This window comes from Lunatimonas lonarensis, from assembly GCF_000390185.1.
GTDB classification, from domain to species: Bacteria; Bacteroidota; Bacteroidia; order Cytophagales; family Cyclobacteriaceae; genus Lunatimonas; species Lunatimonas lonarensis.
Genome location: NZ_AQHR01000056.1, coordinates 1 through 21,108, shown reverse-complemented (window position 1 = coordinate 21,108; position 21,108 = coordinate 1). Strand labels below are relative to the sequence as shown.

Here is a 21,108-nt window from a genome sequence, read left to right as displayed (position 1 = left end):
TTATTCCCGTTTTGAAAGACAGTAACCCCGTTTTTCGGATTCAATTAAACAAGGCAAAGCGTCTTTATTAGGGCTATACCAAAAAAAAAGCGAATTCCGCCATAGAAAGAAAACAAGGCGGAAGGCCTCGGAAGAAATCTCCGAACGAGTAGGCGGAAAGGTAGAAGGTAAAAAAGCAAGCTGCACGTGCTGGCAACTTGCTTCTTTTGGTATCAATCAGGAGTGGGACAATCCGAGCATCAGACCCCTTAGCTCCGCCAGCCCTTTCAGTCTACCAATAGCGGAATAGCCTGGATTGGTGACCTTGTCCAAATCATCCAGCATTTGGTGGCCGTGGTCGGGCCTGAAGGGAATGGGTGTGCTTCTGCGGCTGTTGATGCGCAGCAACTTTTCCATGACAGCCACCATGTCCACGTCGCCGTCCAAATGGTCTGATTCGTAAAAATTCCCCATTGCATCTTTGCGCACATTTCTCAAGTGCACGAACGCTACACGGTCTCCAATTCTATCCAACATGGCAGGGAGATTATTGAATGGACCAGCTCCAAGCGAACCGGTACAGAAACAAATTGCGTTGTAGGATTCGGGAACGGCCGAAATCAGGAACTCAAGGTCTTCTACATTCGACACGATTCGGGGAAGACCCAAAATAGCGTAGGGAGGATCATCCGGGTGCATGGTCATCGTGATACCCTCCTCTTGGCATACCTCGCCGATGGATTGCATAAAATGCACCCAGTTGTCCCGAAGCCCCTGCTTCCCAATCTGCGCATAGAGGTCAATACTATGCCTGAGCTCTTCCAGGGAGATGCCTTTTTCGGTAGGCACACCCATCAGCACGATATCAGAAAGCTCTGCTTTCCGTTTAGGCGACATGGAGGATAAACGCTCCTGAACCTGCTCCAATACCTGCGGAGAATAATCCTTCTCGGCTCCCTCTCGCTTCAACTCGTACAAGTCGAATACGGCGAGATCTCTCCAGTCAAAATACAGGGCCTTTGCCCCATTTGGAAGCGAAATGGCCAGATCTGTTCGAGTCCAATCCAGCACCGGCATGAAATTATAGCATACCAGCCGAAGCCCACAGGATGCAAGGTTACGTAAAGAGGCACGGTAGTTTTCCAAGTAAATGGCACAGTCAGACCGGCGGGTTTTAATTGCCTCATGGACCGGAACACTTTCCACCACCAGCCATTCCAAACCAGCCTGTTCTATGAGTTCCTTCCTCTCCCGGATCTCCTCAACTGTCCAAACCTCCCCGTGGGGAAGGTGGTGTAAGGCAGAAACCACTCCCTTGGCACCTGCCTGACGAATATCCGATAGGCTAACTGGATCATTGGGACCAAACCAACGCCAGGTCTCCACTAAAGCACTCATTTTAGGAATTTTATAGGTTATGTATTAAACTGACTTGTATAAAAAAACCATGATTTTATAACCCAAGAAGGTATCCCAAAGACATCCTACTTGTAAAACCATGGTAATTAATGCCTTGTTTTATCGCGATCAAGAGATCTATGAATCATCCCTAAGCATAGCGTTAGGGCAAATTAAATGACATAATCCACCCCATAAGGGTAACGCTGTGGCCTTGCCAACATAGAATTTGCCTCATCGTCATTCTTGAAACGTTCCCTAACCGGATCCCAGTACAGTTTGCGGGGCAGCTTCATAGCAATGTGGGAAAGGAGACAGGCACTATTGGAACGCTGGGCCACTTCAGCGGGCGTAATCGTCTGCTGTCGGCTTACGATACAGTCCAGCCAGTTTTTATGGTGCTCCTCACTTTCATACAGGTGTATTTCGTTCGGCCCGATTACGGAAGTCAGGATTTTCGGATCGCTGGCCTTAAAAGCTTCACTCGGCTTGCCTCCGGGCACCGGATCCGAGGCGGTGACGCCCACATTTCCTCTTGCCACAAATATCCATCCCTCGGTTCCTTCAAACCGCACCCCATTGGGGTACGCACCACTTACCAGCATGGTAACACCATTTGCGTATTTTGCGGATACCTCAAAATCGCCGTGCACATCCCACAGTCCCTCGGTAGGGAAGCTGGCGTTGGCCTCGATTTCAATCGGACCGGTATATTCGGTTCCCATGCCCCAGTGGGCAATATCCAGATGGTGTGCCCCCCATCCGGTAATCATGCCGGCTCCAAACTGTTCACATCTCAGCCATCCGGGACGGTCATTTAGGTTGGTCTGGGAATGCACCCGATCCAACGTGTAGGGCACCATGGGAGTAGACCCCAGCCACATATCGTAATTCAGATTGGAGGGGATGGGCATCTCCTTGGGATTACCTCCGGCAGGATCCCCTGGCAATCCAACCAGAATACGCTGTATCTCCCCTATTCTTCCATTGCGCACCAACTCACAGGCTCTTTTGAACTGGGGCCAAGGATTCACGGAACGTTGCTGGCTTCCGATCTGGAATATGGCTCCTGTTCGATGAATGGTATCGCTCATCACCCTTCCTTCTGAAATGGTTAGGGATGTAGGCTTTTGCATATAAATGTCTTTGCCCAACAAGGCGGCCTCCATGGCCGGCTGCGCGTGCCAATGATCCGGCGTACTGATGATGACGGCATCGATGTCCTTTCTTAGGAGCATCTCTTTATAATCTCCATATACCTGCACGTCTACGTAATTGGGCTTGTTGTATCGTTCGGCGTATTGCTTTTCGATCCATTGCTTACCCATCTCACCACGCTTGCTATCGACATCTGCCACAGCAACTACCCTGGCTATCTCATTTTTCATGGTCTCCGGAAGATCATGCGTCATTCCTATCCGACCAAACCCAATTTGGCCTATCTGTATTTTGTTACTGGGGGCGTTTTTACCGAAAACGGAGGCAGGCACGATCGTGGGAAAGCCTGTCACCGCCAGTGTGGCAGCCAATGCTCCTTTCGTTCCTGATTTCATAAAACCCCTCCTCGAAAGCTTGTTATTACTGTTTTCCTTCATCGATTTGTATGGTTATTTAGTTATTGTCTATATTTTTCTAGTTATTGAGAAAACGTACCGGAGTATCCCGATCGGTAGCGTAGGATTTGCTGTAATCCCGCTTATCAATTTTTCCCGCTACGTATTTCATGCCTTGGTACAGGTGATTGACAAAATCAGGATCCTCGTAATCCTTGATATGATGTCCCAAAGCGGTCACCCATACCACGCCTCCATCAAAGTCCTGGTGCCATACAGCAGGATAATATCTTCCGAAATTTCCCGCCAACTCGCGCACACGCTCCTCCTGATCTTTATTCAACGACTCCAAGTCATGCGCCATGATCACCCGTATACCGGGATAAAGCTCGTGCATCAGGTAACACTCGTCTTCTTTTTCCCACACATTGGGAACTCCCTCCATGGAGGGATGGGCATGATCCAGCTTATTGATTCGAAACCGCTGAAACCTCGGATGCCATACAAACCGGCCTCCGATCATCATTTTGAACCACTCCCACTTACGCTCTGTACCTACTACCGAGTGGATGCCGACCAATCCACCGCCTGCCTGCATGTACCTTCTAAAGGCCAAGCGCTGCTCGTCGGTATCAAACACCTCGTTATTTGTACTGGTGAAGACCATAAAGTCTACGTCCTTCAAATAACCTTCTGTGAAAATAACGGGATCATCGGAAACCTCTACATCAAAACCGTGGGCTTTTCCCAAGCGCTTCACGCTTTCCACTGCGTAGGGTATATTATCGTGCACAAACCCTTCTCCATTTTTGGTATACACCAACACTTTTTTTCCTTTCAACGTATCGTCGGCATAAGATCCGAGTGCCCCCCACACTAGCAGGGACAAGGTCAGCAATAGGGTTTTGATTTGATTCATAAAGACGCGATAACAACGTTAGATGTAACTAGTCGGTTTTTTAAGGATGGATCTGAATGGTGGGTTTGGGAGGATAGGCGAAATTCCGCCATGCCTTCTCGGCCTGCTCTGCGGAAAGCTTTTTGGAAGAAACGAGAAACCGGTAATTCAATTCGTATGCCTTGCCCGGCGCGATAATCCAGTCCATATTTTTTGTGGGAGCAAAATTGGCATACATATCGCCTCTGTCATACTGATTTTCAGGCCATATCCGCAAAGGCTCCGGGTGGTTATAATTGGTAGGTGAAGACATCATGATCACCGAGGCATAATCGTCATCAATCTCCCCTTGGACAATACACCAGGTAGCGAGTGTTCCATCTGCGTCTTTCCTGCTTTTTCCTTCGGAAGTGATGACCTCGCTGTTATATCGGTCCCACTTTTCGGTCGTCCTCCATCCCAAACTACCGTAACGATACTCTTTCAAAACGACAGGATCATCAGTTGCCGAATTGAGGGAAATGGAGATATCCGCCAGATATAGGTCGGAATTGGTATCCATTGCGAAAATACGCGTCCCCTGCTTCTCAACCATGGCAACTACAGGCTCTGGCTGATCCTTTAGCACCACATGCTCATGCAATACCTGATAGCCCGCAAAAACCGGCCCCTGAAGCCTAGCAATGGTGTTGGCGAAGCGGACGGTTCCCTGCCGATCTGCCAAATTCCAGAAATCTATTGTCTGTCCACGGAACTCCGCCCGTGTCCACGGATTCCAAAGTCCGTAATGGTGATAATGGTCGGGAGGTTGAATCCTTGTCAGGGCTTTGCCAGTGGGCGACCACATGGGATGCACAAAACCACTCCTTGCGTAGGCAGGATCCACCCCTTCGGGCGGGTAATTCACGGCATGGTTGTATTGCCACAGGTCCCTTCCCCTGGAGCGCACGTAAATCGCCCGGTCATCCATCGCCACCTGAAGGGAACTGGCCACTGCTTCACCCCTGCGGTGCCGAATCTCAAAGGTTCGTTTAGTTCCCCCACCAGGTGCCACCATCCAATGGAGGGTTCGCCCGGAATCCTCGTGAATCTGATAGGCAATAGATGATGGTACGCCAGCGTTGATTTCCACCAACTCGATTAGAGAATCGGCCAAATGCGTGATCCCATCCAAATTTACCGATAGCGGAAAGGCAAAAACCGGATCCTCATCCAACTCATAAGACAACGTGGCAATCCGCTGGGCAAAAAGCCCGTGACTGGAAAGCAAAACCAGGCTACAAAAAACTCCGGAAAGCAAAGTTCGAATCATTTTGGGATATTTAACACGGTAAATTATAACGAACGTAAACATAGAGATATATTTGCTTCGATACAATATAATTTAAAAAAATTATGCAATCGGTTTCATTCCAAAGATTCATTGCCTATATTTCTGTTTTAAAGTTCGGATACTAGTCAAATCGATGAAAAAAGATATTACTATTTATGACATAGCGGAAGATATCGGCGTCTCTCCCACAACGGTAAGCCGGGCGTTAAGCAACCATCCCCGGGTAAAAGAAAAGACGAAAAAAAGAATATTTGACTCAGCTCAGAAACTCGGCTACCAATCCAATATCTTTGCCACCAACCTTCGACGAAAAAACACGCACACCATCGGCGTGATTGTCCCCAGGCTAAACAGTCCCTTTCAGTCTTCCGCGCTTTCGGGCATGGAGAAGGTTGCCAATGAAGCCGGCTATAACCTGGTCATTAGCCAGTCACTGGAATCCATGGACAAGGAAGTGGCCAACGCCAAGACCATGTTCAACAGCCGTGTAGATGGACTGATCGTGTCACTGGCCGGCAATACCGAGCAGATAGAGCATTTTCGCCCCTTTTTAAAAAAGGAAATCCCTCTTGTTTTTTTTGACAGGGTGCCAAAGCAACCAGAAATATCCGGCGTAGTCATTGACAATGTCGCAGCAACCCATCAAGCAACCTCTCACCTTATCGAGCAGGGATGCAAACGGATTGTGCATGTACTTGGAAGGCTGGAAATCAATGTATATGCTGACCGCCTTGCGGGATATCGCAGAGCATTGACAGAAAACGGGATACCTCTAAGGCGTTCAGACATTATTGTTTCCGATTTGAGTGAAGAAGCAGGGGAAAAGGTGGTATCCCAACTGATCAAAATGAAACCCATGCCCGATGGACTGCTGGTCTCAAATGACAACTGTGCTTCTGCCTGTCTCGCTGCACTCAAGCAACGTCAAATCCGCGTTCCGGATGATATCGCATTGGTAGGTTTCAATAACGACATGATTTCCCGCATGGTAGAACCGAACCTAACCACCATCAGCTATCCGGGCTTCCAGATGGGACAAACTGCCATGGAGCTCCTCTTCTCCCGCTTGAAGCCATCGATTGGCACCGACCAAAATCCACCGAAAATGACGGTACTCGAATCGCAGCTAATCGTACGGGAATCCTCAAAACGCCAATAACCATAAAAACTATGCTCATCAAACCTATAGTTTCCAGTTGTTTTTCCTATCTCCTACTCCTGATTGCCTTCGCCTGCAATGCTCCAAAGACACCAGACCATGAATCTTTGAAAGACGTGTTCAGGGATGACTTTCTGGTCGGCACAGCCCTAAATTTGAGACAGATTGAAAAACGTGACAGCATTGCGCTACCAATCATACGGCAGCACTTTAATACGATCACCGCCGAAAACCACATGAAATGGGTACATATCCACCCAGAGGACGAGAAATTTAACTGGGAGCCTGCCGATGCGTTTGTTGCCTTAGGAGAGGAACTAAATGCTTTCATCGTGGGGCACACACTGGTATGGCATCAGCAGATACCCCGTTCTGTCTTTGAAGGATCCGAAGGCCAACTTATATCCAAAGATGCACTCCTCCAAAAAATGATGCGTCATATTGAACAGGTAGTGGGCCGTTACGCCGGACGGGTTCATGCTTGGGACGTACTCAATGAAGCGATCAATGAAGATGGCAGCTACCGGCAGTCTGATTGGTTTAACCTCGCGGGTACAGATTACATCCATTTGGCATTTCAAGCAGCAGAAAAGGCAGATCCAAACGCCGAACTCTATTATAATGATTATAATCTGTGGAAACCGGAAAAACGGGACGCGGCTATCAGACTTTGTCAGGAGTTGCGGAGCAAGGGCGTTCGGGTAGATGGAATAGGTATGCAGGGACACTATAGCCTGGCCGTACCTGATGTGGAACAGATCCGGGCATCCATTCACGCCATCCACGACGCAGGCTTCAAGGTGATGGTCACAGAACTTGACGTCGAGGTTCTTCCCCGGCCACAAGACAGACCAGGTGCGGATATTGATGTGCGCTTTGACGAGGACAAAAAATACAACCCCTACCCAGAGGGCTTGCCGGCAGAAGTGCACCAACAACTGGCAGACCGCTACGTGGATATATTTCGGGTTTTTTACGAAGAGCGGGACAAAATCCACCGGGTCACGTTCTGGGGGGTAACCGACGCCAACAGCTGGTTAAACAACTGGCCTATTCGACGGAGAACCAATTATCCACTGCTTTTCGACCGGGAAGGAAACCCCAAAGAGGATATACTACAGCGTATCTATCATCTTCCCAACCTCTAATAAACAAGTCTTCTTTCCAACTTCCTGCCAACATGGCAATGGATTCAAACGAGAATGGAGCGTTGGTCTAGATGCGCTGATTGGACGACAATCTGACCCCAATATACCTGTTAACAGGCTATTAGGTCTTGGTGGTGGCCTCTTCCAAATTATAAATCGCGACGATGACCTGCATCATAGCCGCATCTGCCAACGGATCGTTTGATGGCTCAAGAGGAAACTTGCCTACTCGGACTATCCGTTCAGCCCGCTGTGGATCCTCTTGGAAGCGGTCATATTCATCATGGAAGAAGTCAAGCATAAGTTGCCGCTCCTGCTGCTTCGGCTCTCTGCCCAAAATACGCCGATAGGCTTCCTGAATGGCATTTTCCGGTGAGGAGTGGGCTTTCGCGAGCCTGGCTCCCAATACACGGGCCGCTTCCAATACCATAGGGTCATTCATTAAGGCCAAGGCCTGTAATGGCGTGTTTGTCCTGTTTCGCTTGATTTGACATAAATCGCGGTTGCTACCGTCAAAAATCAGGAGGGCGGGTGGAGGTAAGGTCAATTTAATAAAAGTGTACATTCCCCGCCTATACAGCTTATCACCAGAATCCATACGGTAAACGGCCAGTTCACCCCTGCCTGAGGAGGAGGCCTCCCAAAGCCCTTCCGGCTGATAGGGCTTTACGCTTGGACCTCCCAGCTCATGTACGAGCAAACCACTGCTTTCGAGCACAAAATCCCGTATATGTTCGGCGGGAAGTCGCAGGCGTGGAAACCTGGCCAGATATACGTTGTCCGGATCTTTCTCCAGTAATTCCTTAGATACCTTTCCGGATTGTCTGTAGGCAGCCGATTGCATGATCTTTTTTAGGAGGTAACGGATATCCCATCCGTTTTCCCTAAAATCCACTGCCAGCCAGTCTAGCAGCTCGGGATGCGAAGGGAGGTCACCCTGCAGACCAAAATCCCCGGAGGAAGCCACAATCCCCTTCCCAAAAAGCTCCTGCCAGATCAAATTGACAAACACACGGGCTGTCAGAGGGTTTTCCTCCGAAAAGGTCCATTCGGCCAGCCCCAAGCGGTTGGTTTTGAAGCGGTTTTCATCAAATGCCAACACCGAAGTCGGGGTTCTGGGCGTAACTACCTGATCGGTAGGTGCATCGTAGGCACCTCGGGCAAGCACGTAGGTGGTTCGCAGGGTATCCCGAAACTCTTCCATTACAGAAACCACAACCGATGTGGTGTCTTTATGATTGATGAAGCTTAAGATACCTTCCAAATCCTTTGGTTCAATGGTCATTAGTGGGGTTTTGGACCGCACTGCGGAGCCAGCTCCGCCTTCGAACCCTTTTTCAGGAGTGTTGTTGAAAAACGCGTACAGGCTAAAGTAATCCTCTTGGGAAACAGGATCGTATTTGTGGTCATGGCATTGCGCACATTCCATCGTAAGGCCAAGTATGGCCTTCGAAAAGGTGTTGGTCTTATCCACCACATACTCTACCCGATACTCCTCATCTATCACGCCTTCTTCCTCGGTGTACTTATGGTTACGGTTAAATCCAGTCGCTAAAATATGTTCCTTGGTGGGATTAGGCAGCAGGTCACCTGCCAATTGCCAAGTGATAAACTCATCGTATGGCATATTTTTGCGAAAGGCATGTATAACCCAATCCCGGTAAGGCCATTGGGTTCTATAATTATCGTTCTGGTACCCGAAGGAATCGGAATACCTGGAAACATCCAACCAAAAACCCGCCATCCGCTCTGCAAAAGCAGGGGTCATGAGCAAGGAATCGACCAGCTGATCCATCGCCTGATCCACAGACATACCGGTGTACTTAATAAGTGCGTCACTTGATAGTGGCAATCCGGTCAGATCCAGTGCCACACGCTTCAGTAAAAAAGGAATTTCTGCCTGCTCGTTTGGTTTGAGGCCTTGATGCTTCATGCTTCTCCATAGAAACCGGTCAATCTCATTCCTCGACCACTGGTCTTTTCGATCTACGGGTACATCTGCTTTTTGGGGCACTACGAACGCCCAGTGAGGCTCGTAGGCAGCCCCTTGTTTTACCCAGCGAAGCAACAAGTCCTTCTCAGATTCGGTCAGCGAAAGATTGGACTCGGGCGGAGGCATCAATTCACCGGGATCAGAAGAAAAAATCCTCGCTATCGCCTCAGAACTTGCGGGCTTTCCGGGCACGATTGCATGTGCGGAAGGTCTATCTTTAAGTGCTGCATAGGCACCTTCCGGCGTATCCAACCTCAAGCCTGCCTCCCGTTTCTTAGAATCCGGCCCGTGACAGGCAAAACACTTGTCAGAAAGAATGGGCCTTACGTGGAAATTGTAACTTAGCACGCCGTCACCAGACAAACTGACGTCTCTCTGTGGGTTGTCACAGGCGAAGTTTATGAAACCAAAAACAGCAGTAAAGAGGTAAACAAATAAACTTCGTCCCAAAGGTCGAAAGCACGGCGAGAATGGCATGGTAATTATCGTATAGGTAAATTTCGGATTATTCGCACTACAATATAATAAAGCGATACGTAACCTCAAAAAAATCGAACTACTTGGCTCACATCCTCAGGTTAAAAGACCAAAAATCTACGAAAATCCGGATTCAAAACCACTTTAATCGCGGGATCTTCCACCAGCGGTAGCTCTCAAAGATTGCTCGGAAAAAAAGGGGAACATTCTGAATTTTTCGAAAAATAGGTTGAAACTCGAGCATTCATAAAACCCAAAAATAACAGGAACCCAGAATCAAAAATTCAGAAAATTTTACCTAAAGTATTAGCGATAGAAAAAAAGATTGCGTTTATTTTGACAAATCAGTAATTTAACCGCATCTTTATTTTGAAACCGACAAAGAACCCTCAAAAAAATGGATAAAATTTTAGACATTGACAATATAGACCTAAAAATCATCTCATTACTCAATGAAGATGCGAAAACACCGTATACTGAAATCGCAAAAAAGGTTTTTGTTTCTTCCGGAACCGTACACGTCAGAATGAGGAAATTGGAAGACATGGGCATTGTAAAAAGTGCCACCTTAAACATAGACTTTTCCAAATTGGGTTATGATATCTCGGCTTTTTTGGGCATTTACTTGGAAAAAAGCTCCCTCTATGACAACGTAATCGAACGACTCAAAGAAATAGCCGAGGTTATACACGCTTACTACACCACCGGTAACTACAGCATATTTGCCAAGATCATCTGCAAAGACACCAACCACCTTCGGGACGTCCTCAACAAGATTCAGCAAGTGGAAGGGATAGACCGTACGGAAACGCTGATTGTTTTGGAGGAAAGTATTAACCGTCCTATTCAGCTATTTGATCCGTCGACCTAAACCATCCTAAAGTTAATTATTTAGATTAAATCTAAATAAATTACATTTTGCGTTATTTATTGTTTTATTTATCCTTTTCAAATAGACAGATATCACCTTCACATAGGCATCGAAAATTATAAACCAATGTAATTCAGTATATTAGTTAACGAAAAATCATTTTGTTGAGCTAAATAAGCCGTACAATGAACAATATAAATTAGATATTCGTTGTATATTTGTCCGGTTGAATATAATTAGTCTAAATAACTCAGCAAATGGCTAAAGATAACGAAATATTAGAAGAATTCACCTCGAAAGAATACGAGCACGGCTGGTCCGTCAACTACGAAGCCGACGAGGCTCCTGTAGGGCTGAATGAAGACATTATCCGTTGGATTTCTGCAAAGAAAGAAGAGCCTCAGTGGTTGCTCGATTGGAGGCTGAAAGCTTTTAGACATTGGGAGACGATGACGGAGCCTTCCTGGGCGAACGTAGATTATCCTAAGGTTGACTTACAAAAACTGAAATATTATTCCGCTCCAAAGCAGGCAAAAAAAGCCAAGTCACTCGATGAGATAGATCCCGAATTATTGAAGATATATGAGCGATTGGGCATTTCCCTAAACGAACAGAAGCGACTTCAGGGAATTGCCGTAGACGCCGTACTGGATTCGGTTTCCGTAGGCACCACATTCAAAGATACGCTGTCCAAGCTAGGAATTGTTTTCTGTTCATTTAGCGAGGCCGTTCAGGAACATCCTGAACTGGTGAAAAAATACCTAGGGTCGGTAGTTCCCATCACCGATAATTACTACGCAGCCCTTAATTCTGCTGTCTTTTCCGACGGGTCATTCTGTTACATCCCAAAGGGCGTTCGATGTCCTATGGAACTTTCCACCTATTTCCGTATCAATGCCGCCAATACCGGTCAATTTGAGCGTACCCTTATCGTAGCCGAAGAGGATTCGTATGTCTCCTATCTGGAAGGATGTACCGCGCCCCAAAGAGACGAAAACCAACTACACGCAGCTGTGGTGGAGATCTACGCTGAAAAAAATGCCGAAGTAAAATATTCCACCGTGCAAAACTGGTATCCCGGCGACAAAGAAGGCAAGGGAGGTATTTACAATTTTGTCACTAAACGTGGTATCTGTGCGGGTGATCATTCCAAAATTTCTTGGACACAGGTTGAAACCGGGTCAGCTGTTACCTGGAAGTATCCCTCATGTATTCTAAAAGGGGATCACAGTGTGGGTGAATTTTACTCCGTAGCGGTAACCAACAATTACCAACAAGCCGACACGGGAACCAAAATGATACATATTGGCAAAAATACCCGATCCAGGATCGTATCCAAGGGCATCTCTGCAGGTCACTCCCAAAACTCCTACCGTGGACAGGTACAAGTGATGAAACGTGCGGTAAATGCAAGGAATTTTTCCCAGTGTGACTCCCTGTTGATGGGATCCCATTGCGGTGCCCATACCTTTCCATACATTGATATTGCCAATTCCAGTGCCAAAGTTGAGCATGAGGCCACTACTTCCAAGATTGGCGAAGATCAGATATTTTATTGCAATCAACGAGGGATAGCTACGGAGGATGCCGTTGCACTGATTGTAAACGGGTACGCCAAGGAAGTATTGAACCAACTTCCCATGGAGTTTGCCGTGGAAGCTCAAAAATTATTGGCGCTTACCCTAGAGGGAAGTGTAGGATAATATAAACTAAAACCGACCATGCTAAGCATACGAAATCTTCATGCCTCAATTGATGGCACCCCTATATTACAGGGTATTAATTTAGAAATCAATCCCGGAGAAGTACACGCCATCATGGGGCCAAACGGATCCGGAAAATCAACCCTTGCATCGGTACTGGCCGGCAGGGAAGAATATGAAGTAACAGAAGGTGAAGTTATTTTCAAAGGGAAGGATCTATTGGAACTTAGCCCTGAAGACCGCGCACGCGAAGGGGTTTTCCTGGCTTTTCAGTATCCTGTCGAAATCCCTGGAGTGAGCTCCACCAACTTCCTTCGCACCGCGGTAAACCAGGTAAGGGAATATCGTGGGCAGGAGCCACTGGACGCCGTTAAGTTCCTCTCCCTGATGAAGGAGAAAATGAAGCTCGTAGAAATTGATCAGAAACTGCTAAGCCGCTCACTCAACGAAGGTTTTTCGGGAGGAGAAAAAAAGCGGAATGAGATCTTCCAAATGGCCATATTGGAGCCTACTCTTTCTATTTTGGATGAAACAGACTCCGGGTTGGATATTGATGCACTCAAAGTCGTATCGAACGGTGTTAACCAACTGAAATCTAAAGAAAATGCTACCATCGTCGTAACCCATTATCAGCGGCTTCTTGATTACATCGTACCCGATTTCGTTCACGTATTGTACAAGGGAAGAATCGTAAAGTCGGGAGGCAAAGAGTTGGCGCTGGAACTGGAAGAAAAGGGATATGACTGGATCAAGGAGGAAGTAGCGGGCACCATCGCGTAGGAACTTCTCCCAATTGGGTTCGATTGGCACGTACATAACAAATCACAGCGGGTTCGGTCTGGTGATTAGACGCATACCTGAACGTAATGGAAATTGGAAATCGCCAATTCGCTCCGGTTAGATTCTGAAAAAAAAAGTATTCAACTGCGTGACGATTTCGTCAAATTCGCCTGATCTTGGCGGGCTCGACTTCATCTGAAAACCAATGCAAATGACAGCCATAGTCAAACAAAATGATACACTTGCCTCCGCGTTTTTGGAGGCTTTTTATAGTCATAAACCAGCTGCACCTTGGGCTGAAATGGCCATTCAGGGAGCCGGCTTTATCCAAAAGGACGGATTCCCTGCTGCCAAAAGCGAGGAGTACAAGTTCACTCCTATAACGAAGCGTATTGAGTCGACAATTGAAAACGTCGGTCACGCTTCCCCGTCAGCTCATCTCGATCATGATTTGGTACGCAGACATCTTATACCCAACTTGGATGCCCACCTTTTGGTGTTCAACAATGGAAGTTGGTCTGCCGAACTAAGTTCCAACCCGAAAGACGAGTTTACCACAAGCCTTTTTTCCGATGGGGTAATGCCGCAGGAATTGGGCACGATCGCTAAACCCTCGAAGGATCCTTTCGTTGCATTAAATCAGATGGCCTTTCGTGATGGACTATATGTGGACATTCCGGCAAACACCCGAGTTTCCAAACCGATTCTGGTATTACACCTGATTTCTTCCTCCTCCACCGGTCAGACGGTCCATCCCCGGCTATTTTTGCGCACAGGAGTGCATTCAGAGGTCACTGTCATTGAGCGAATGGTAAATCTGGACGAAAGTCCAGTTTTGGTCAACGGGGTAATGGAAGTGGCCGTGGGGCAGAACTCCCATGTACATCATTATAAACTGCAGGACGAGAGCAAGCAAACCATTGAAGTAAACAATACGGAGGTGAATATTACCAAAGATGCCACCTTCACATCACTTGTTGTTTCCCTGCAAGGCCTATTGATCCGAAACAACCTTACCCTAAACCTGTTGGATTCCAATACGGTCGGTAACATGTACGGGCTGTATCTTCTCAACGGAACTACCCATGTGGACAACCACACCAATGTGGATCACACCAAGCCTCACGCCGAATCAAACGAACTGTATAAGGGCATTTTGGCCGATCGTTCAAGAGGGGTATTTAACGGAAAGATATTTGTGCGCCAGGACGCCCAGAAAACCAATGCGTTTCAGCAAAACAACAACATCCTTCTTTCAGAAGATGCTGTGATCAATACCAAACCTCAGTTGGAGATTTGGGCTGATGATGTCAAGTGTTCGCATGGATGTACGACCGGACAACTGGATGAAGAGGCACTGTTTTACCTCCGGGCCCGTGGTATATCCAAGGAGGCGGGCAAAGCATTGCTACTTTATGCATTTGCAGGTGAGGTACTAGACCATATCAAAAACGATGATTTCAGGGAATACTGTGTCAACCTTATCCAAGAACGGCTCGGAAGCAACTACTCCGTATGACCTGATGGATTTTGACATTGAACAACTTCGTAATAGGTTTCCTATACTTCATCAAGAAGTAAATGGGAAACAACTTGTCTATCTGGACAACGCGGCCACAACCCAGAAGCCGGATACGGTCATCCGCGCGCTCACCGGTTATTACGAGAAGGACAACGCCAACATCCATCGGGGAGCGCATACCCTTGCCGCCCGCGCGACCGACTACTTCGAGGAAACCCGTAAGGCCGTGCAACGATTTATTGGGGCCCGGGAGGCAGAAGAAATTATATTTACCAAAGGAACGACTGAGAGCATCAATCTTGTTGCCGCTACCTTTGGCCGAAAGTTCATACAGTCCGGGGACGAGATACTTGTATCCGGCCTGGAACACCACTCCAATATTGTTCCTTGGCAACTTCTTTGTCAGGAAAAGGGAGCTACTTTGCGGGTTATTCCCGTACTTGACTCGGGAGAACTGGACATGGATCGATTGGATGAGGTGCTTTCTGAGAAGACCAAGCTGGTATCCGTAGTGCACGTATCAAACGCCCTTGGCACCATCAATCCGGTAGAGGAGATCATTGCCAAGGCACATGCGGTAGGGGCAAAAGTATTGCTGGACGGCGCCCAGTCCACCTCCCATCTGGAAGTGGATGTAAAAGAGCTGGACTGTGATTTTCTGGCGTTTTCGGCACACAAGCTATATGGACCTACCGGTGTAGGGGTTCTCTACGGAAGACGTGAACTTTTGGAGATCATGCCGCCCTACCAAGGTGGCGGAGAAATGATCAAAGAAGTGGATTTTGCGGGGACAACCTACAACGAGATCCCTTTTAAGTTTGAAGCCGGAACACCCAACATTGGAGATGTGATCGCCTTTCGACAAGCACTTCGGTTTATCGATGAAGTTGGCAAGGCAGCCATTAAAAAACAGGAAGACCATCTATTGCGCTATGCGATTTCGCGACTTTCTGAGATTAAAGGCTTCATTCCGGTAGGCACCGCACGAAACAGGGTTAGTGTATTGAGTTTTCTTATCAATCGGGTGCATCCTTTTGACGTGGGCATGATGTTGGATGCTTCGGGCATTGCCGTTCGCACAGGCCATCATTGCACACAGCCCCTGATGAAAAGACTGGGACTGGAAGGAACCGTCAGGGCTTCCTTTTCTGTTTACAACACGAAGTCAGAAATCGACCGGCTGGCCGAAAGTCTGGAGCGAATTGCAAAAAGAAAAAACTAAATGGCTGACATAAATCAGGTACAGGAAGAGATCATCGAGGAGTTCAGCATTTTGGGCAATGATCGGGAGTCCACCATATTTTATATCATGGAACTCGGAGACAAGTTGCCCCAATTCCCAGATGAACACCGAATAGATGACAACCTGATCAAAGGATGCCAATCGAAGGTTTGGCTTGTGACCGAGATGACAAATAACCGGATTCTGTTCCATGCAGACTCCAACACGGATATCACCAAAGGACTCATCGGTCTTTTGATACGTGTTTTGTCCGGACGGACGCCAGAGGAGATACTACAGGCTGATCTTTATTTTATTGATAAAATCGGCATGGGAGATATCATCGGGTCTCAACGTTCAAACGGGCTGGCGTCCATGATCAAGCAAATGAAACTATATGCACTGGCCTACCAGTCGAAACTAAAGACTTCCTAATAACCCATTCGACACCATGGAAACCACTGTAAATACCGGCGAAACCGCCGAAATGAAGCAAAAAGTCGTCAACGCAATCAAATTGGTGTACGATCCCGAAATCCCGGTGGATGTGTATGAACTGGGGCTGATTTACGAAATCACCGTTTACCCTGTAAACAATGTATATATTCTAATGACCCTTACCTCTCCTAACTGTCCTTCTGCGGAATCCATTCCCTCTGAGGTGAAGCAGCGGGTGCAGGAAATCGAAGGTGTCTCCAATGTAGAGGTGGAACTCACCTTTGATCCTCCCTACTCGCAGGATATGATGTCCGAAGTGGCAAAACTTGAACTAGGCTTTCTATAAAACAACGTTGCATTATGTATCCAGAACAATTGATAGCACCCATGCGTGCAGAACTTACCGATGCCGGTTTTGAGGAGTTTCGAACCGCAGATGATGTGGATAACCACCTGAAATCCCATGAGGGCACGACCCTTATTGTCGTCAATTCGGTGTGCGGCTGTGCCGCTGGTGCCGCAAGGCCCGGTGTGCGGTATGCACTCAACCAAGCATCAAAAAAACCTACCAAGTTGGCTACAGTGTTTGCGGGAAATGACCGGGATGCGGTGGCGAAAGTACGTGAGTATGTACTCCCCTATCCCCCGTCGTCCCCGGCCATGGCACTGTTCAAGGATGGCGAGCTGGTTCATTTCATCGAGCGGCACCACATCGAAGGCCGCAATGCAAAGATGATCGGCGATCACCTTGTAGAAGTTTTCGAGCATTTCTGCGACTAAACAAATAGCCCTCCGGGGCTATTTGTTTTTTGATGCGTTAACGCCGTGATAGAAATTTCTCTCGTTTGTATACCAAGCTGTTTATCAGGCTAATTTTTTTGCTTTTAATTTAAACCAAGCAGGGGCACATGCCGTTTCAAAAGAAAAGTTTGTCGATTAATGAATGGCCAAAAAACCAATGCCAACGCTGCCCATAATGTAATTTTTGCAAAAAAATTGCGCTGTTTTTATTAACTTGACGCCAAATTTCAAATCAGGATTTAATTAGAGCTAATATCAAAAATAGATTAACGAAAACCATATGTCTGAAATTGCTAAGTTGTCCTTCAAAGGTAAAGAATTTGAACTACCGGTAATCACAGGATCAGAAAACGAAGAGGCCATAGATATCGCTAAGCTGAGAGGCCAATCGGGACTGATTACATTGGATCCCGGGTTTAAAAACACCGGTTCTACCCAAAGTGCCATCACGTTTCTGGACGGTGAACAGGGGATCCTGCGATATAGGGGTTACGATATAGAGGAATTAGCAGAAAAATCGAATTTTTTGGAGGTCTCCTACTTATTGATCAATGGAGAACTACCCAGTAAGACACAATACGAACGCTTCTCGCAACGTATTACTACCCATACCTTGGTACACGAGGATATCAAAAAGATCCTCGATGGATTTCCCTCTGTAGCACACCCAATGGGTGTATTGTCCTCATTGATTTGTTCGCTGACTGCCTTTTATCCCAATTCCCTCGATCCAAACAATACGCAGGAGGAAATCGAACTGAGCATCGTAAGGCTGATGGCAAAGATGCCTACCTTTGCCGCATGGGCTTTCAAAAACAAAGTCGGCCATCCGGTAAATTATCCAGACAATGAACTGGACTACTGCAGCAATTTCCTCAAGATGATGTTTGCGCTGCCTGCGGCAAAATACGAGGCGGATCCCGTCATCTCCAAAGCACTGGATAAGTTGCTTATCCTCCATGCCGATCACGAGCAAAACTGCTCGACCTCTACGGTACGTGTAGTGGGTTCTTCCCAGGCTAGCATCTATGCCTCTATTTCTGCCGGTATCAACGCTCTCTGGGGACCCTTGCACGGAGGTGCCAACCAATCTGTAATCGAAATGTTGGAAGCAATAAAAGCCGATGGTGGTGATTCCAAAAAATACCTGGAAAAAGCCAAGGATAAAAACGATCCCTTCCGACTGATGGGTTTTGGACACAGGGTATACAAAAACTTCGACCCAAGGGCAAAAATCATCAAAAAAGCTGCCGATGAGGTATTGGCCAAGCTGGGTATAGACGATCCCGTACTGAACATTGCCAAGGAACTCGAAGAGGCCGCATTGAAAGACCAGTATTTCGTAGACAGAAAACTTTATCCCAACGTAGATTTTTACTCCGGTATCATCTATCGTGCTTTGGGTATTCCCACCGACATGTTTACCGTTATGTTTGCGCTGGGCCGACTTCCGGGCTGGATAGCCCAATGGAAGGAAATGAGAGAAAATGGCGAGCCCATAGGCAGGCCGCGTCAGGTGTATGTTGGGCCGACCCAACGACCATTTGTACCGATTTCTGAAAGATAAGACCTAGTAAAAAGAGGCTGTCCGAAAAGGGCAGCCTTTTTTATGCGGCGAGCTTTCCGGATATCCGGAAAAAGCCTGGAGATGTTGCCGATTTGGTTTTTAAAATCGAAAAATCCTTGTCTTGAAGGCAGGACAGAAAAGATTTCAAGACTGACGTCCTTCACTTTCTCTGATAGTATTTCAATGCTACGCTCTTAACTTGTTTCACTTCGTAGGCGGATGAAGCTTGCCACCTTACAAGCAGGTAAGCCGACTTTTCGGACATCCTCCTTTACTTTTCCGAATATTTTCACCGATAATTAGCTGAACCATTGCATAAAGTTTCTTTTTTGCAGGTAGATAGTTTTATTTCCAAATAATTATCCATACCTTTGCACTTCAATTATTCACAATTTTTCTCCATCGCTGTGGGTTTCCTTACTGTTGCTAGTTAGTGGGATTTGGAAAACCGTAGCTCAGAGAAGTAAGGAAACATCATGGAACAACAATTATTATTTTCAGACCTCGGGGTCTCGGAAGAGATCTTGAGTGCAGTGGAAGATATGGGCTTTACCCAACCTTCCCCCATCCAAGCCCAAACCATCCCCTTGTTGCTGGAAGGTCACGATGTGATCGGTCAGGCCCAGACCGGAACAGGAAAAACGGCTTCCTTCGCCATACCTATCATTGATATGGTGGATGTGGACAGCAACAAGCCACAGGCGCTGATCTTATGCCCCACGCGTGAACTGGCCGTTCAGGTGGAGGGTGAAATCAACAAGCTCGCCAAATACAAGCGACGTCTTTCCTCTACCTGTATCTACGGTGGAGATCCGATTGACCGTCAGATCCGTGCGCTCAAAAAGGGTGTACAGGTGGTAGTGGGCACACCCGGGCGTATCATGGATCATCTTGACCGAGGAACCTTGGACCTTAGGCAAGTTGGCATCGTCGTATTGGATGAGGCGGACGAGATGCTGGACATGGGATTCAGGGACGACATCGAGACCATTCTAAAGACCATGCCCGACGAAAGACAGACCGTTTTTTTCTCGGCAACCATGGCAAAACCCATAATGGATCTTACCAAGAAGTATCAACAAGATCCGAAGATTGTCAAGGTGGTACGTAAAGAGCTGACCGTAGAAAACATCGCCCAGCACTACTACGAAGTAAAGAGTCCTTTGAAAATGGATCTGATCACCCGGTTGATCCATGTAAATCAGTTCAATCTAAGTCTGATTTTCTGCAATACCAAGCGGGCTACCGATGAGGTAACCGAGGAATTGATCGCCCGTGGCATCCAGGCGGAGGCACTGCATGGTGACCTTTCGCAGGCTCAGCGTACCAAAGTAATGAACAAGTTCCGTAAAGGACATTGCAGTGTACTCGTAGCCACTGACGTAGCCGCCAGGGGTATAGACGTGGATAACGTGGAGGCTGTATTCAACTACGACCTACCCCTCGACGAAGAAAACTACGTACACCGTATAGGCCGTACCGGTAGGGCGGGAAAATCCGGAACTGCCATCAACTTTGTAACAGGCCGAAGGGATCTGGGAAGAATCGGAGACCTGGAGCGCTTTATCAAAACATCCATCCAAAAGATGACTCCTCCCTCTGCAGCCGAAATGCTGGAGATGAAGAAAGATCAACTCGTACTGGATGTCAAACGCAAGGTTGCCAAAGAAGAAGACAACAGCGTTTATTCGGCAACTATTGAGAAGATGTTGGAGGAGGGATTGACGCTGGACGAGGTCGCGCTTGGCCTTGTAAAGATGCAGATGAGATCCGCCGTTAAAGAGCTGAACGAGGTAAACTTCAGCCTCGATATAGGCCGAAAGGATAAAGGAGATGGAAGAGGTCGAAGGGACGGAAGGGAATCCCGGTTCGAACGTTCCGACCGGAAAGGACGCACCGAGCGGGGAGACCGTGGTGATCGAGGCCCAAAAGGCAAAAAAGAAAGAGAACCGAACATGGCCAGGTTATTCCTTAACTTGGGCAAGAAAGACCGTATCCGTCCGAATGACATCGTGGGTGCCATAGCTGGCGAAACCGGCGTGCCCGGAAGAAGCATTGGCGGTATAGACATATTTGAGAACTTCTCCTTTGTAGACGTTCCGAAAAAAGATGTAAACCACGTGATCAGCGTGATGAACAGCAATACCATCAAGGGAAAACCGGTAAACTTTGAGATCTCAAAAGGATGATCGGAACAATAAGGGATTGCTGCCCCGCTGTTGAATAATCGAGTAGGAAGATAGGGATTAGTTCCCTATCTGTCCTC

The 21,108-nt window shown here is 47.4% G+C and carries 17 protein-coding genes; 12 read left to right on the top strand and 5 right to left on the bottom strand.

Going from position 1 to position 21,108, the window contains the following annotated elements; genetic code table 11:
- Positions 1 to 216 precede the first annotated feature (216 nt).
- From uxuA to ADIS_RS09325, 4 genes are all read right to left on the bottom strand, one after another.
- The gene (gene uxuA / locus ADIS_RS09340; RefSeq protein WP_010854215.1) at positions 217 to 1,377 is read right to left on the bottom strand and encodes a mannonate dehydratase; all 1,161 of its coding nucleotides are present in this window, start codon (positions 1,375 to 1,377) and stop codon (positions 217 to 219) included.
- Positions 1,378 to 1,550: 173 nt separating this feature from the next.
- On the bottom strand, positions 1,551 to 2,972 hold the full coding sequence (locus ADIS_RS09335; RefSeq protein WP_010854214.1) for a Gfo/Idh/MocA family protein: 1,422 nt from the start codon (positions 2,970 to 2,972) through the stop codon (positions 1,551 to 1,553).
- 37 nt (positions 2,973 to 3,009) lie between these two features.
- Positions 3,010 to 3,849 carry a ThuA domain-containing protein gene (locus tag ADIS_RS09330; protein ID WP_010854213.1) on the bottom strand — a complete coding sequence of 280 codons (840 nt, stop codon included), beginning with the start codon at positions 3,847 to 3,849 and terminating at the stop codon, positions 3,010 to 3,012.
- 40 nt (positions 3,850 to 3,889) lie between these two features.
- Positions 3,890 to 5,140 carry a DUF6807 domain-containing protein gene (locus tag ADIS_RS09325; protein ID WP_081634903.1) on the bottom strand — a complete coding sequence of 417 codons (1,251 nt, stop codon included), beginning with the start codon at positions 5,138 to 5,140 and terminating at the stop codon, positions 3,890 to 3,892.
- Positions 5,141 to 5,294: 154 nt separating this feature from the next.
- Here ADIS_RS09325 and ADIS_RS09320 point away from each other — a divergent pair, with 154 nt between their 5' ends.
- Both ADIS_RS09320 and ADIS_RS09315 read left to right on the top strand, forming a co-directional pair.
- Positions 5,295 to 6,320: a LacI family DNA-binding transcriptional regulator gene (locus tag ADIS_RS09320; RefSeq protein ID WP_010854211.1), complete on the top strand. Its 1,026-nt coding sequence runs from the start codon at positions 5,295 to 5,297 to the stop codon at positions 6,318 to 6,320.
- An 11-nt stretch (positions 6,321 to 6,331) separates the two neighbouring features.
- The gene (locus ADIS_RS09315; protein WP_010854210.1) at positions 6,332 to 7,468 is read left to right on the top strand and encodes an endo-1,4-beta-xylanase; all 1,137 of its coding nucleotides are present in this window, start codon (positions 6,332 to 6,334) and stop codon (positions 7,466 to 7,468) included.
- Between the two features lie 121 nt (positions 7,469 to 7,589).
- Here ADIS_RS09315 and ADIS_RS09310 read toward each other — a convergent pair whose 3' ends face one another.
- A complete protein-coding gene (locus tag ADIS_RS09310) occupies positions 7,590 to 9,938 on the bottom strand; it encodes a PSD1 and planctomycete cytochrome C domain-containing protein (protein WP_081634901.1) in 2,349 nt (782 codons plus the stop codon).
- A 397-nt stretch (positions 9,939 to 10,335) separates the two neighbouring features.
- Between ADIS_RS09310 and ADIS_RS09305 the strand changes: the two genes are divergently transcribed.
- From ADIS_RS09305 to ADIS_RS09260, 10 genes are all read left to right on the top strand, one after another.
- A complete protein-coding gene (locus ADIS_RS09305; RefSeq protein WP_010854208.1) occupies positions 10,336 to 10,809 on the top strand; it encodes an Lrp/AsnC ligand binding domain-containing protein in 474 nt (157 codons plus the stop codon).
- Between the two features lie 257 nt (positions 10,810 to 11,066).
- A complete protein-coding gene (gene sufB, locus ADIS_RS09300) occupies positions 11,067 to 12,512 on the top strand; it encodes a Fe-S cluster assembly protein SufB (protein WP_010854207.1) in 1,446 nt (481 codons plus the stop codon).
- 18 nt (positions 12,513 to 12,530) lie between these two features.
- On the top strand, positions 12,531 to 13,292 hold the full coding sequence (gene sufC / locus ADIS_RS09295; protein ID WP_010854206.1) for a Fe-S cluster assembly ATPase SufC: 762 nt from the start codon (positions 12,531 to 12,533) through the stop codon (positions 13,290 to 13,292).
- Between the two features lie 211 nt (positions 13,293 to 13,503).
- Positions 13,504 to 14,811: a Fe-S cluster assembly protein SufD gene (gene sufD / locus ADIS_RS09290; protein ID WP_010854205.1), complete on the top strand. Its 1,308-nt coding sequence runs from the start codon at positions 13,504 to 13,506 to the stop codon at positions 14,809 to 14,811.
- A gap of 4 nt (positions 14,812 to 14,815) precedes the next feature.
- Complete coding sequence (locus tag ADIS_RS09285; protein ID WP_010854204.1) at positions 14,816 to 16,036, top strand: cysteine desulfurase; 1,221 nt, start codon at positions 14,816 to 14,818, stop codon at positions 16,034 to 16,036.
- On the top strand, positions 16,037 to 16,471 hold the full coding sequence (locus tag ADIS_RS09280) for a SufE family protein (RefSeq protein ID WP_010854203.1): 435 nt from the start codon (positions 16,037 to 16,039) through the stop codon (positions 16,469 to 16,471).
- Positions 16,472 to 16,487: 16 nt separating this feature from the next.
- Complete coding sequence (locus tag ADIS_RS09275) at positions 16,488 to 16,820, top strand: DUF59 domain-containing protein (protein WP_010854202.1); 333 nt, start codon at positions 16,488 to 16,490, stop codon at positions 16,818 to 16,820.
- Between the two features lie 14 nt (positions 16,821 to 16,834).
- On the top strand, positions 16,835 to 17,254 hold the full coding sequence (locus ADIS_RS09270) for a BrxA/BrxB family bacilliredoxin (RefSeq protein WP_010854201.1): 420 nt from the start codon (positions 16,835 to 16,837) through the stop codon (positions 17,252 to 17,254).
- 301 nt (positions 17,255 to 17,555) lie between these two features.
- On the top strand, positions 17,556 to 18,842 hold the full coding sequence (locus tag ADIS_RS09265) for a citrate synthase (RefSeq protein ID WP_010854200.1): 1,287 nt from the start codon (positions 17,556 to 17,558) through the stop codon (positions 18,840 to 18,842).
- Positions 18,843 to 19,318: 476 nt separating this feature from the next.
- Entirely contained in the window at positions 19,319 to 21,031 is a 1,713-nt protein-coding gene (locus ADIS_RS09260) for a DEAD/DEAH box helicase (RefSeq protein WP_010854199.1), read from the top strand.
- The last annotated feature ends 77 nt before the right edge of the window (positions 21,032 to 21,108 follow it).